This is a genomic window from Agromyces sp. LHK192, from assembly GCF_004006235.1.
In the GTDB taxonomy this organism is placed as follows: Bacteria; Actinomycetota; Actinomycetes; order Actinomycetales; family Microbacteriaceae; genus Agromyces.
This window is the reverse complement of the sequence record NZ_CP034753.1, coordinates 859,938-872,293: the sequence shown is the minus strand read 5'-3', so window position 1 is coordinate 872,293 and position 12,356 is coordinate 859,938. Positions and strand designations below refer to the sequence as shown.

Below are 12,356 nucleotides of genomic sequence, written 5' to 3'. Positions count from 1 at the left end.
CCATCGGATCTGCGTCAGACTGGAGGGTGCACATCCCCGCGCCGCCGCGCGGGACGACCCGGAGGTACCGTGACCCTCGACCAGACCGCCGCGCCCGGCGCGCTCGGCGCACTCCTGCCCGAGGCGCTGCGCGCCCAGTTCCCGTACCTCGACCAGGAGCTGCACGGCCGCCCGCTCGCCTACCTCGACTCGGGCGCGACCGCGCAGCGCCCCCTCGCGGTGCTCGATGCCGAACGCGACTACCTCGAGCACCACAACGCGGCCGTGCACCGCGGCGCGTCGACCCTCGTCGGCGACGCCACGAGCCTGTTCGAGGACGCCCGCGCGACGGTCGCCCGGTTCGTCGGAGCCGAGGACCGCGAGATCGTCTGGGCCGAGAACGCGACCGACGCGATCAACATCGTCGCGCTGGGCATGGCGGATGCCTCGGCCGGACTCGGCGGCGGCGAAGCGAAGCCGTTCGTCCTCGGCGCGGGCGACGAGATCGTCGTGACCGAGGCCGAGCACCACGCGAACCTCATCCCGTGGCAGCGGCTCGCGGCCCGCACGGGCGCGACGCTGCGCTGGATCCCGGTCGACGACGACGGCACGTGGAGCGCCGACGCGGCGGCATCCGTCATCGGACCGCGCACGAAGGTCGTCGCGTTCGCGCACGTCTCGAACGTGACCGGGTTCCTGGCGCCCGTCGAGGACGTGGTCGAACTCGCGCACGCGCACGGCGCGCTCGTCGTGCTCGACGCGTGCCAGTCGGTGCCGCACCGCCCGGTCGACTTCGGCGCACTCGGAGTGGACTTCGCCGCGTTCTCGGGGCACAAGATGCTCGGGCCCAACGGCATCGGCGTGCTGTACGGGCGCGAGCACCTGCTCGACGCGCTGCCGCCCGCCCGCACCGGCGGCTCGACGATCACGGTCGTGACGATGGAGTCGGCAGAGTTCCTGCCCTCGCCGCACCGGTTCGAAGCGGGCACGCAGCCCGTGTCGCAGGCCGTCGGGCTCGCGGCTGCGATCCGTTTCCTCGACGGCATCGGCATGGACCGCGTGCACGCGCACGAGACCGCCCTCGCCGAGCTGCTCGTGGACGAGGTGGCCCGGGTCCCCGGCATCCGATTGGTCGGCAGCGGTCCCGGTGTCGAGCGCGCGGCGCTCGCGAGCGTCGACGTGCCGGGCGTGCACGCGCACGACGTCGGACAGTACCTCGACTCGCAGGGCATCGCGGTGCGCGTCGGGCACCACTGCGCGCAGCCGCTGCACCGCCGGCTCGGGCTGCGGGCGACGACCCGGGCGAGCGCCTACGTGTACACGACCGAGGACGAGGTGCGGCGGTTCGCCACCGCGCTCGGCGAGGTGCGCGCGTTCTTCGGCGCCGACGGCGCCGCTGCCGCGACCGCCGCCGTCCGCGCGACGGGAGGCCGTGCGTGAGCGACCTCTCGGGCCTCTACCAGGAGCTGATCCTCGACCACTCGCGCCGCCGCAACGGCGAGGGCGAACTGGTCGACGCGCACGCCAGCCACCACGAACTCAACCCGACCTGCGGTGACGAGATCACGCTCGGCCTCCGACTCGACGCCTCCGGCGAGAAGATCGAGGCCATCGGCTGGACCGGCGACGGCTGCTCGATCTCGATGGCGTCGGCCTCCGCGCTGACCGACCTCGCCGTCGGCGCCGACCTCGCCGACGTGCGGCGCATGATCGACGCCTTCCGCGAGATGATGCGCTCGAAGGGCGAGGGCGACCCCGACGAGGAACTGCTGGGCGACGCGATCGCATTCCACGGCGTCTCGAAGTACGTCATGCGCGTCAAGTGCGCGATGCTCGCGTGGGTCGCGCTCGAGGCCGACGTGGCCGCAGCGACCTCGCGCGACGCCTAGGCTCGAACCACCGCCCGAACCCCCTCCAGGAGGAGCCCCGCCATGAGCGATGCCACGTCCCTCGACGTCTTCGACCGCCGCGAGTCCGAGGTGCGCGGCTACGTCCGCGCGTTCCCGACCGTGTTCGACCGCGCGAGCGGTTCGACGCTCGTCGACGCCGACGGCCGCGAGTACCTCGACTTCTTCGCCGGCGCGGGCGTGCTGAACTACGGCCACAACAACCCGGCGTTCACGAAGGCGCTCATCGAGTACCTCGAGCACGGCGGCATCATCCACGGCCTCGACATGGCGACGAGCGCGAAGCGCGCGTTCATCGAGGCGTTCGAGCGGCTCGTGCTCGAGCCCCGCGGGCTCGACCACAAGCTCCAGTTCACGGGCCCGACCGGCGCCAACGCGGTCGAGGCGGCCCTGAAGGTCGCGCGCCGGGCCACCGGGCGTTCCACGGTGGTCGCCTTCACGAACGCGTTCCACGGTCTCAGCCTCGGCTCGCTCGCCGCGACGGGCAACAGCCACTACCGCGGCGCGGCCGGGGTCGGCCTCGACGACGTCGCGCGCCTGCCGTACGACGGCTACCTCGGCCCCGACGTCGACACGCTCGACCTGTTCGAGAAGATGCTCGACGACTCGGGCTCCGGGCTCGACCTGCCCGCCGCCGTCATCGTCGAGGCGGTGCAGGGCGAGGGCGGCATCAACGTCGCGAGCCCCGCGTGGCTGCAGCGGCTGCGCCGGATCACCGAGGAGCGGGGCATCCTGCTGATCCTCGACGAGATCCAGGCGGGCATCGGCCGCACCGGCGCGTTCTTCGCGTTCGAGGAGTCGGGCATCGTGCCCGACCTCGTCACGGTGTCGAAGTCGATCTCGGGCTCGGGTCTGCCGATGTCGCTCGTGCTCCTGCGTCCCGGCGTCGACGTGTGGAAGCCCGGCCAGCACACCGGCACCTTCCGCGGCAACAACCTGGCCTTCGTGTCGGCGCGCATCGCGCTCGAGACCTACTGGTCCGACGGCGCGTTCATGGACGGCGTCGCCGCGAAGTCGGCGCTCCTCGTCGCCGAGCTCGAGCAGATCGCCGCCGCGCATCCCGAACTCGGGCTCACCGTGCGCGGACGCGGCCTGTTCCAGGGGCTCGTCTGCGACGGCGACCGCACGCTCGCCGGCCGCGTCTCGAAGGCGGCGTTCCAGCGCGGGCTCGTGATCGAGACCTCCGGCGCGTTCGACGAGGTGCTGAAGTTCCTGCCGGCGCTCACCATCACCGAAGACGAGCTGCGCCGCGGCCTCGCGATCGTGCGCGAGAGCCTCGACGACGTGCTCGCCGACGCCCCGCTGACGGACGCGGCGACCGCGGGCTGATCGCGAACGCCGGACCGCCCATGTCGGATGCAGCGCCCAAGTCGGATACCGCGCCCATGTCGGATGCCGCGCCGCGCTCGGCCCCGCGACCGCGGGTGCTCGGGCCGACGGTCGACGACCAGACCCGCTGCATCCACTACCGGACGCCGCTCGACGTCGTCGCGATCCGGTTCGCGTGCTGCGGCGAGTACTACCCGTGCCACGCCTGCCACGCCGAGACGGCCGGGCACGAGGCCCGGCAGTGGCCGCGCGCCCGCCGCGGCGAGCGCGCGATCCTCTGCGGCGTGTGCGGCTGCGAACTGACGATCGACGAGTACCTCGCGACGGATGCCTGCACCCGCTGCGGCGCGCCGTTCAACCCGGGCTGCGCACTGCACGCGGACCGGTACTTCGAGGTCTGAGCTCAGCCGCTCGTGAGCCGGCGAAGGAGCTCGGCGAGGGTCGCCTGCTCCTCGCGGCTGAGGCCCCGCAACTCGACGGCCTCGCGTTCGGCGAGGCTGCGCATCGCGTCATCGACCCGGGTCGTGCCCTCCGGGGTGATGCGCACGAGCACGCTGCGGCCGTCGCGCGGGTTCGGGTGCCGCTCGACGAGCCCGCGCTTCACGAGGTTGTCGAGGCGGTTCGTCATCGCCGCGCTGCCGATCATCGTCGCCGAGATCAGCTGGGCCGGGCTGAGCTCGTGCGGCGGCTCCTCCCGGCGGAGCGCGGCGAGCACGTCGAACTCCCACGACGCGAGACCGGCGCTCTCGAACGCGTCCGCGCGCAGCCGCGACAGCCGGTTCGCCGCGCGGCGCAGCCGTGACATCACGTCGAGCGGGGTGAGGTCGACATCGGGCAGGCGCCTCGACCACGCGTCGATCAGCAGGTCCACCTCGTCGTCGTGTCGACGCGATGCGCGGGTGGGCAGATCGCCGCCCGAACCGTCGCGTCGACGCGATGCGCCGCCCGGCATCAGGCGCCCTCCGCGAGGAACTCCAGTGCCGCCTGCCGGAAGTGCCGGGAGCCGGGGGCGTTGAAGTGGTGCCGGCCCGCGAGCTCGACGAATCGGCCCGTCGGCGTGGCATCCGCCAGCGCCTTCGACCGCTCCAGGATGGCGTCCTCGCTGCCGGTGACGAAGAGCACCGGCTGGGTCGGCGGCTTCGACGGATCGGGATCGGCGTCGCCCAGCGCCATCCCCTCGGCGAGCGCGACGAGCGACAGCAGGTCGTTGCCCCCGACCCGTTCGGCGAGCGTCAGGTAGTTCTGGGTGACCCGGTCCTCGACGGGGGTGCCGTCGGCCACGAGCGCTCGCACCTGATCCAGCTGCAACCGTGCCAGCGGCCGCCCGTCGGGGATGCCGCCGAGCACCGCCCGCGAGACCCGGTGCGGTGCCTGCACGGCGACCTGCCAGCCCACGCGGGCTCCGAGCGAGTAGCCGACGTACCGCACCTGGTCGATCAGGTACGTGTCGAGCACGATGACGAGGTCGTCGACGAGCGCGTCCATCGAGTACTCGACCGCCTCGTGCGGCTTGTCGCTGTCGCCGTGGCCGAGCTGGTCGACGGCGAGCACGCGGTACCCGGCGCGGGTGAGGTCGCGCACCCAGCCCGTGTTCACCCAGTTGTCGCGGGCGCTCGAGGCGAAGCCGTGCACGCACAGCACGGTCGGCGCATCCTCGTCGCCCCAGGTGTAGGTCGCGATGCGGCGGCCTTCGGCCGACATCACGAACTGCGGCGAGGGCATCTCGGTGAGGGAGGAGATCGCGACCATACCGCCCATTCTGCCGCGCCCGCACCTCCGCGCGGCGCGGGCCCGCGCCGGCGTCGGCTCAGCCCTGGAAGTCCTCGGGGTCGACGTCGTCGATGAAGCGCTTGAACTCGCGCAGCTTCGCCTCCTCGGCGGCGCGCACCTCGTCGGGATCGTCGGGTTCGTCGTGCTCCTCGAGCAGCTCCGCCTCGATGCCCGCGGTCTCGAGCACCTCGTCGGCGACATGGATCGGCGCGTCGGCCCGCAGCGCGAGGGCGACGGCATCCGACGGCCGCGCATCGATCACCTGCGTGCCCGTCGGCGTCGCGATCGTGAGCTCGGCGTAGAACGTCCCGTCGTCGATGCGCGTGATCACGACCTGCGCGATGCGCGAGTCGACGGCCTCGAACAGCGTGGTCAGCAGGTCGTGCGACAGCGGCCTCGGCGCCTGCTCGCCCTGCAGCGCGACGAGGATGGACGTCGCCTCCTGGGCTCCGATCCAGATCGGCAGGATGCGGCCCTCGCCGCCGGCCTCGAGCAGGGGCTTCAGCAGCACGACGTGCTGCTTCGCCGCGTCGAGCGCGACGCCGAGCACTCGGACCTGGACCATTCCACTCCCCCGTCTGATGCGGGCCTCCTGCCATCGTACGTCGCGCCGGTAGGGTGACCTCATGACCGCAGCGGCACCAGCACCGGCACCGGATGCGGCCCCGCGTCGGCGCCCCGTGGTCCTCACGGTCGTGCTCGTGCTCGTGTACCTGAACGCCGGCGCGAACGTGCTCATCGGCCTGTTCGTGCTGCTCAGCCGGTACGACGTCACCGGCGACGCGGTGCTCGCGGTGTCGCTCGTGGGCGCCGCGATCATCCTGTTCGGGTTGCTGGAACTCGCCGCGGCGGGCGGCGTCGGGCGCGGCAGCACCCTGTCGCGGATCCTGCTGACGATCTACGTGGGCGTGCTCGCGCTGCTCAACCTCACGACGATCCTGATCGCCGACACCTGGGACTGGGCCGCGTCGGCGACGCTCGCCGTCGAGCTCGCGATCATCGTGGTGCTCTGGCTGCCTCCGGTGTCCGCGTTCATGCGCGACGCCGCGACAGCCGCGCGAGGTACCGGCGGTGGAACGCCCGCACCACCTCGATCGCCGCGATCGTGACCACGACGGTCAGGGCGATCAGGTAGGCCGCATCCTTACCCGGGTCGACGAGCTGGAAGAACTCCGTCGCGAGCGGGATCGTGAAGATGCCGACGAGGCCGATGAACATCGCGCCGATGACGAGCACCTTCCAGCGGTTCAACGGGCGCGACAGCACGGTGAGCACCCAGATGCCGACGACCGCGAGGATGATCGTCGACCCGGTCCGCAGTTCGGGTTCGGGGATGCCGAGCGACATCGCCGCCCGGGTGTAGAGCGTGAGGGCGATCGCGATGATGATGCCCGACGGGATCGCGAACGAGAGCGACCGTCGCAGGAAGCCCGGTTCGTAGCGGCGGGCGTTCGGCATGAGGGCGAGGAAGAACGCCGGGATGCCGATGGTCAGGCCGTCGGTGATCGAGAGCTGCCGGGGCAGGAACGGGAACTCCATGACCATCACGCCGAACAGGATCGCGAGGCCGGTCGCGTAGACCGTCTTGTTGAGGAACAGCATCGAGACGCGTTCGATGTTGGCGATGACCTGCCGGCCCTCGGCGACCACGTCGGGCAGGTGCGAGAAGCGGCCGTCGAGGAGCACGAGCCGGGCGACGGCCTTCGTCGCCGCGGCGCCCGAGTTCATGGCGATGCCGATGTCGGCGGTCTTGATCGCGAGGGCGTCGTTGACGCCGTCACCGGTCATCGCGACGGTGTGCCCCCTGGCCTGCAGGGCGACGACGATGCGCTGCTTCTGCTCGGGCGTGACGCGGCCGAACACGACGTGCTGCTCGAGCACCTCGCCGAGCGCCGCGTCGTCGTCGGGGAGCTTGCGGGCATCGAACCCCTCGCCGGCCTCGAGTCCGACCTCGTGCGCGATCGCGGCGACCGTCCGCGGGTTGTCGCCCGAGATGATGCGCACCTGCACGCCCTGCTCCGCGAAGTACGCGAGGGTCTGCGCGGCGTCGGGCCGCACCTGCTCGCGGAACGTGACGACGACGACCGGTCGCAGGTCGGCGGGCAGCCGCTCGGCGTCGATGTCGTCGGGCGACAGCCCGGTCGGGGCGTGGGCGAGCACGAGGGTGCGGCGCCCGGTCGAGGCGAGGGGGATGATCGTGCCGCCGAGCGGGGTCGACGCGTCCGCGGCGGCATCGCCGAAGACCATCTCGGGCGCGCCCATCACCCAGGTGCCGTCGGGCGAGGATGCCCCGCCGTCGGCCGCGCCGGCGAACGACACCGCACTCCACTTCCGCGCCGACGAGAACGGGATGCCGCCCGTGACCTCGGGCGCCGACGCCTGCGCCTGCGGATAGGCCCCGGCGAGGGCGCGGGCCGTGGCATTGGCGTCGGGCGCGGCGCCGTACCAGGCCAGCACGGCGTCCCAGCCCGGGACGCCGGAGTCGACGGGGTGCACGCCGTCGAACGCGATCTCGCCGGCCGTGAGCGTGCCGGTCTTGTCGAGGCAGATCACGTCGACGCGGGCGAGGCCCTCGACCGCCGGCAGTTCGTTGACGAGCACCTGTCGGCTCGCGAGCTTCGCGGCGCCGACCGCGAACGCGATCGAGGTCATCAGCACGAGTCCGAGCGGGATCATCGCGGTGAGCGACGCGATCGTGTTGACGACGGCCTGCTGCCAGGCATCCGACGAGAAGACCGTCGCCCATCCGCCCGCGACCATCACCTGCGAGTTCAGCACCAGCAGGCCGACCGGGCCGATCGCCCAGCCGACCCACTTGAGCACGCGGTCGACCGATGAGCGCAACTCGGAGGCGACGAGCGAGAACCGCTTGGCCTCGTTCGCGAAGCGGTTCGCGTACGAGTCGGCACCGACCCGCGACACCTGTGCGTCGCCCTCGCCGGCCACGACGATCGATCCCGAGAGCACCTCGTCGCCCGGCGACTTGACGACGGCGTCGGCCTCGCCCGTGAGCATCGACTCGTCGACCTGCAATGCGCGCGAGGCGACGACGACCGCGTCGGCGGTGACCTGGTCGCCCGCCCTGAGGACGAGGAGATCGTCGATGACCACGTCGCCGGTGGCCAGCTCCTGCTCTTCGCCGTCGCGGCGCACCCGGGCGTGCGGCGCGTTCAGCAGCGCGAGCCGGTCGAGCGCGGCCTTCGCGCGGAACTCCTGCACCGAGCCGATGATCGCGTTCGCGATCGCGCTGAGGCCGAACAGCGCGTCCTGCCAGCGACCGACGAGGAGCAGCACCAGGAAGCACGCGCCCACGATGCCGTTGAAGAGCGTGAACACGTTGGCCCGGACGATGCTGCCCGCGCTGCGGCTCGTGTCGGCGATGAACGCGTTGGTCTTCCCCGCGGCGACGCGTTCCGCCACCGCGGCGCCGGACAGCCCCGTCGCGGGGTCGGTCGCGATCGCGGGTGCGGGTGCGGGCGCGGGCGCGGGCGCGATATCGGTGCCGGGCGGATCGGATGACTCGGTCTCCACCCGGTCAGGGTATGGGACGCGAACGCCCGGCGGCGGGTGCGCCGGGCGCGATCCGCACCCGCGGGCTCCGTCGACACGCGCCGGTGAGCCTTCCCTAACCCGAGGAGTCCTCGATAGGTTCGCGGCATGGCCACGTCGGCGGGGGTAGACGGTCCGGCTTCCGATGCACTGCTCGGCATCGGGAGGTTCTTCACGCGATGGGACGAGACGTCGGACCATCGCGCGGCGTTCCTGAAGGGCGGCCGCGAGGGCGACGCGTTCTACCGCGACCGCTGGAGCCACGACAAGGTGGTCCGCTCCACGCACGGCGTGAACTGCACCGGGTCGTGCTCGTGGAAGGTGTACGTCAAGGACGGCATCATCACGTGGGAGGCCCAGCAGACCGACTATCCGAGCGTCGGCCCCGACCGGCCCGAGTACGAGCCCAGGGGGTGCCCCCGCGGCGCGGCGTTCTCCTGGTACACCTACTCGCCCACGCGAGTCCGGTACCCGTACGTGCGGGGCGTGCTGCTCGACGCGTACCGCGAGGCGAAGGCCCGCACGGGCGATCCCGTCCTCGCGTTCGCGGAGGTGTCGAGGGACCCCGAGACCCGCCGCCGGTACCAGCAGGCGCGCGGCAAGGGCGGGTTGGTCCGGGCGAGCTGGGCGGAGGCCGTCGAGCTGACGGCGGCCGGATACGTCCACACGATCAAGGAGTACGGACCCGACCGGGTCGCCGGATTCTCGCCGATCCCGGCGATGTCGATGGTCTCGCACTGCATCGGCACCCGGTTCACGCAACTCGTCGGCGGCGTGATGACGAGCTTCTACGACTGGTACGCCGACCTGCCGGTCGCGAGTCCGCAGGTGTTCGGCGACCAGACCGACGTGCCGGAGTCGGGCGACTGGTGGGATGCGACGTACCTGATGATGTGGGGCTCCAACGTGCCCGTGACGCGCACGCCCGACGCCCACTGGATGGCCGAGGTCCGCTACCGCGGCACGAAGGTCGTGACCGTCAGCCCCGACTACGCCGACAACACCAAGTTCGCCGACGAGTGGCTCCCGTGCCAGGCGGGCACGGACGCGGCGCTCGCGATGGCGATGGGGCACGTGCTGCTGAAGGAACGGTACGTCGACCGCCGCGAGCCCTTCTTCGTCGAGTTCGCGCAGCAGTACACCGACCTGCCGCACCTCGTCACCCTGGTCGAGCATGCCGGCGGCGGGCTGGTGCCCGGGAAGTTCCTGACGGCGGCGGACCTCACGGCCGAGCAGGGCGGCGCCGCCTCGGAGGAGGCCTGGAAGACCGTGCTGTTGAACGCGGCCACCGGCGAGCCCGCCGTGCCGAACGGCTCGATGGGATTCCGGTACGCCGAGTCGGGCGAAGGGCGCTGGAACCTCGACCTCGACGGCGTCGAGCCGGCCCTCTCCGTTCGCGATGCCGAGGTCGAGACCGAGGACGTCCAGGTGCTCATGCCGAGGTTCGACGCGCCCGACGGCGAGGGCGCGGTGCTGCGCCGCGGTGTACCCGCGACCCGCGTGAACGGCCGCCTCGTCACGACCGTGTTCGACCTGCTGCTCGCCCAGTACGGCGTCGCGCGGCCCGGGCTGCCCGGCGAGTGGCCCGCGGACTACGACGACGACGCGTCCCCGTACACCCCCGCGTGGCAGGCGGAGATCACGGGCGTGCCCGCCGAGGCCTGCATCCGCGTGTCGCGCGAGTTCGCCCAGAACGCGGTGGACTCGGGCGGGCGGTCGATGATCATCATGGGCGCCGGCATCTGCCAGTGGTTCCACGGCGACGCGACCTACCGGTCGATCCTCTCGCTGCTGATCCTGACCGGGTCGATGGGCCGCAACGGCGGCGGGTGGGCGCACTACGTCGGCCAGGAGAAGTGCCGGCCGATCACCGGGTGGCTCTCGCTGGCGAACGCGCTCGACTGGTCGCGACCGCCCCGCACCATGATCGGCACGGCCTACTGGTACATGCACACCGACCAGTGGCGGTTCGACGGCTACTCGGCCGACGCGCTGGCCTCGCCGCTCGCCGAGGGCAACCTCGACGGCATGCACACCGCCGATGCGATCGCGCAGTCGGCGCGACTGGGCTGGATGCCGTTCTACCCGCAGTTCGACCGCAACCCGCTGCAGGTCGCCGACGACGCGCGCCGGGCCGTCGACGCGGGCGAGGCGCCCGACGCGGCATCCTATGTCGCCTCGAAGCTCGGCGACGGCTCGCTCCGCCCCGCGATCGCCGACGTCGACGCGCCCGAGAACTGGCCGCGCCTGCTCACGCTGTGGCGGTCGAACCTGATGGGCTCGAGCGCGAAGGGCAACGAGTACTTCCTGAAGCACCTCCTGGGCACGCACAGCAACGTGCTGGCGAGCGACGAGGCATCCGTGCGCCCGAAGGACGTCGTGTGGCGCGACGAGATCCCCGAGGGCAAGCTCGACCTGCTCGTCTCCGCGGACTTCCGGATGACGTCGACGACGCTGCTGAGCGACGTCGTCTTCCCCGCCGCCACCTGGTACGAGAAGCACGACCTGTCGTCGACCGACATGCATCCGTTCGTGCACGCGTTCACCCCGGCGATCGACCCGCCGTGGGAGGCGAAGAGCGACTTCGACCTCTTCCATGCGATCGCGCGCGAGTTCTCGCGGCTGGCGGCGACCCACCTCGGCACCCGCCACGACCTCGTCTCCGTGCCGATGCAGCACGACACGCCGGGTGAGACCGCCCAGCCCGGCGGCGTGGTGCGCGACTGGGCGCGCGGCGACGTGCCGCCGGCACCGGGGAAGTCGATGCCGGTGTTCGCGGTCGTCGAGCGCGACTACACCGCCATCGCCGACAAGCTCGCGAGCGTCGGCCCGCTGGCCGAGAAGCTGGGCTTCACGATCAAGAACGTGACCTACGACGTGTCGCACGAGGTCGAACGCCTCGCACGGGAGGGCGGCGTCTTCCCGAGCGGACCGGCGGAGGGCCGCCCGGCGATCGACACCGACGTGAAGATGGCCGAGGCGATCCTCGCGTTCTCCGGCACGACGAACGGCGAGCTCGCCGTGCAGGGCTTCCGGACCCTCGAGAAGCGGGTCGGCAAGCCGCTCGCCGACCTGGCCGAGGGCTCGGAGGAGAAACGCATCACGTTCGCGATGACGCAGTCCTCGCCGCAACCGGTCATCACGAGCCCCGAGTGGTCGGGCTCGGAGACCGGCGGCCGGAGGTACGCGCCGTTCACGGTCAACATCGAACGCCTCAAGCCGTTCCACACGTTGACCGGTCGCATGCACTTCTACCTCGACCACGACTGGATGCGCGACCTCGGCGAGGCGCTGCCGATCTACCGCCCGCCGCTGGACATGCACCGGCTCTTCGGCGAACCCCGGCTCGGACCCGACGGCGGGCAGCAGGTCGTCGTGCGCTACCTGACCCCGCACTCGAAGTGGTCGATCCACTCGGAGTACCAGGACAACCTGTTCATGCTGTCCCTCTCCCGCGGCGGGCCGACCGTCTGGATGAGCCCCGCCGATGCGGCGGCGATCGGCGCGGCCGACAACGACTGGGTCGAGGCCGTCAACTCGAACGGCGTGCTCGTCGCCCGCGCCATCGTGTCGCATCGGATGCCCGACGGCGTGGTCTACGTGCACCACGCGCAGGAGCGCACGATCGACGTGCCGAAATCCGAGGCGACGGGTCGCCGCGGCGGCATCCACAACTCCGTCACCCGCCTGCTCGTCAAACCCACGCACCTGATCGGCGGGTACGCCCAACTGTCGTACACGTTCAACTACCTGGGGCCGACCGGCAACCAGCGCGACATGGTGGCGACGATCCGTCGCCGCTCGCAGGAGGTGACGTACTGA

At 71.8% G+C, this 12,356-nt stretch carries 10 protein-coding genes; 6 read left to right on the top strand and 4 right to left on the bottom strand.

Going from position 1 to position 12,356, the window contains the following annotated elements; genetic code table 11:
* Nucleotides 1-69 precede the first annotated feature (69 nt).
* From ELQ40_RS03825 to ELQ40_RS03810, 4 genes are read left to right on the top strand one after another with little or no spacing between them, the layout of a single operon-like run.
* Nucleotides 70-1,419 carry a SufS family cysteine desulfurase gene (locus ELQ40_RS03825; RefSeq protein ID WP_240665928.1) on the top strand — a complete coding sequence of 450 codons (1,350 nt, stop codon included), beginning with the start codon at nt 70-72 and terminating at the stop codon, nt 1,417-1,419.
* Nucleotides 1,416-1,868, top strand: a complete 453-nt coding sequence (sufU, locus tag ELQ40_RS03820; RefSeq protein WP_127792489.1) for a Fe-S cluster assembly sulfur transfer protein SufU — start codon at nt 1,416-1,418, stop codon at nt 1,866-1,868. Before ELQ40_RS03825 ends, sufU begins: the two co-directional genes overlap by 4 nt.
* Before the next feature lie 42 nt (nt 1,869-1,910).
* Nucleotides 1,911-3,215, top strand: a complete 1,305-nt coding sequence (gene ectB / locus ELQ40_RS03815; protein ID WP_127792488.1) for a diaminobutyrate--2-oxoglutarate transaminase — start codon at nt 1,911-1,913, stop codon at nt 3,213-3,215.
* Nucleotides 3,216-3,271: 56 nt separating this feature from the next.
* On the top strand, nt 3,272-3,616 hold the full coding sequence (locus tag ELQ40_RS03810) for a CHY zinc finger protein (protein ID WP_127795114.1): 345 nt from the start codon (nt 3,272-3,274) through the stop codon (nt 3,614-3,616).
* 2 nt (nt 3,617-3,618) lie between these two features.
* Here ELQ40_RS03810 and ELQ40_RS03805 read toward each other — a convergent pair whose 3' ends face one another.
* From ELQ40_RS03805 to ELQ40_RS03795, 3 genes are all read right to left on the bottom strand, one after another.
* Nucleotides 3,619-4,086 (bottom strand): MarR family winged helix-turn-helix transcriptional regulator, encoded by a 468-nt coding sequence (locus tag ELQ40_RS03805; protein ID WP_240665927.1) that lies wholly within the window; start codon nt 4,084-4,086, stop codon nt 3,619-3,621.
* An 80-nt stretch (nt 4,087-4,166) separates the two neighbouring features.
* Nucleotides 4,167-4,964 (bottom strand): alpha/beta fold hydrolase, encoded by a 798-nt coding sequence (locus ELQ40_RS03800; protein ID WP_127792486.1) that lies wholly within the window; start codon nt 4,962-4,964, stop codon nt 4,167-4,169.
* 58 nt (nt 4,965-5,022) lie between these two features.
* On the bottom strand, nt 5,023-5,550 hold the full coding sequence (locus tag ELQ40_RS03795) for a bifunctional nuclease family protein (protein ID WP_127792485.1): 528 nt from the start codon (nt 5,548-5,550) through the stop codon (nt 5,023-5,025).
* Between the two features lie 61 nt (nt 5,551-5,611).
* Between ELQ40_RS03795 and ELQ40_RS03790 the strand changes: the two genes are divergently transcribed.
* On the top strand, nt 5,612-6,094 hold the full coding sequence (locus tag ELQ40_RS03790; protein ID WP_205649422.1) for a hypothetical protein: 483 nt from the start codon (nt 5,612-5,614) through the stop codon (nt 6,092-6,094).
* Here ELQ40_RS03790 and ELQ40_RS03785 read toward each other — a convergent pair.
* Nucleotides 6,018-8,480 carry an HAD-IC family P-type ATPase gene (locus ELQ40_RS03785; RefSeq protein ID WP_240666090.1) on the bottom strand — a complete coding sequence of 821 codons (2,463 nt, stop codon included), beginning with the start codon at nt 8,478-8,480 and terminating at the stop codon, nt 6,018-6,020. The two genes, ELQ40_RS03790 and ELQ40_RS03785, sit on opposite strands and share 77 nt — an antisense overlap.
* A gap of 162 nt (nt 8,481-8,642) precedes the next feature.
* Between ELQ40_RS03785 and ELQ40_RS03780 the strand changes: the two genes are divergently transcribed.
* Nucleotides 8,643-12,356 carry a nitrate reductase subunit alpha gene (locus ELQ40_RS03780; RefSeq protein WP_127792483.1) on the top strand — a complete coding sequence of 1,238 codons (3,714 nt, stop codon included), beginning with the start codon at nt 8,643-8,645 and terminating at the stop codon, nt 12,354-12,356.

What these genes read in the sequence shown, in the direction of transcription:
- ectB (WP_127792488.1), top strand. Translation starts at nt 1,911, where the DNA reads ATGAGCGATGCCACGTCCCTCGACGTCTTCGACCGCCGCGAGTCCGAG.
- ELQ40_RS03810 (WP_127795114.1), top strand. Translation starts at nt 3,272, where the DNA reads ATGTCGGATGCCGCGCCGCGCTCGGCCCCGCGACCGCGGGTGCTCGGG.
- ELQ40_RS03800 (WP_127792486.1), bottom strand. Translation starts at nt 4,964, where the DNA reads ATGGTCGCGATCTCCTCCCTCACCGAGATGCCCTCGCCGCAGTTCGTG.
- ELQ40_RS03795 (WP_127792485.1), bottom strand. Translation starts at nt 5,550, where the DNA reads ATGGTCCAGGTCCGAGTGCTCGGCGTCGCGCTCGACGCGGCGAAGCAG.
- ELQ40_RS03790 (WP_205649422.1), top strand. Translation starts at nt 5,612, where the DNA reads ATGACCGCAGCGGCACCAGCACCGGCACCGGATGCGGCCCCGCGTCGG.
- ELQ40_RS03780 (WP_127792483.1), top strand. Translation starts at nt 8,643, where the DNA reads ATGGCCACGTCGGCGGGGGTAGACGGTCCGGCTTCCGATGCACTGCTC.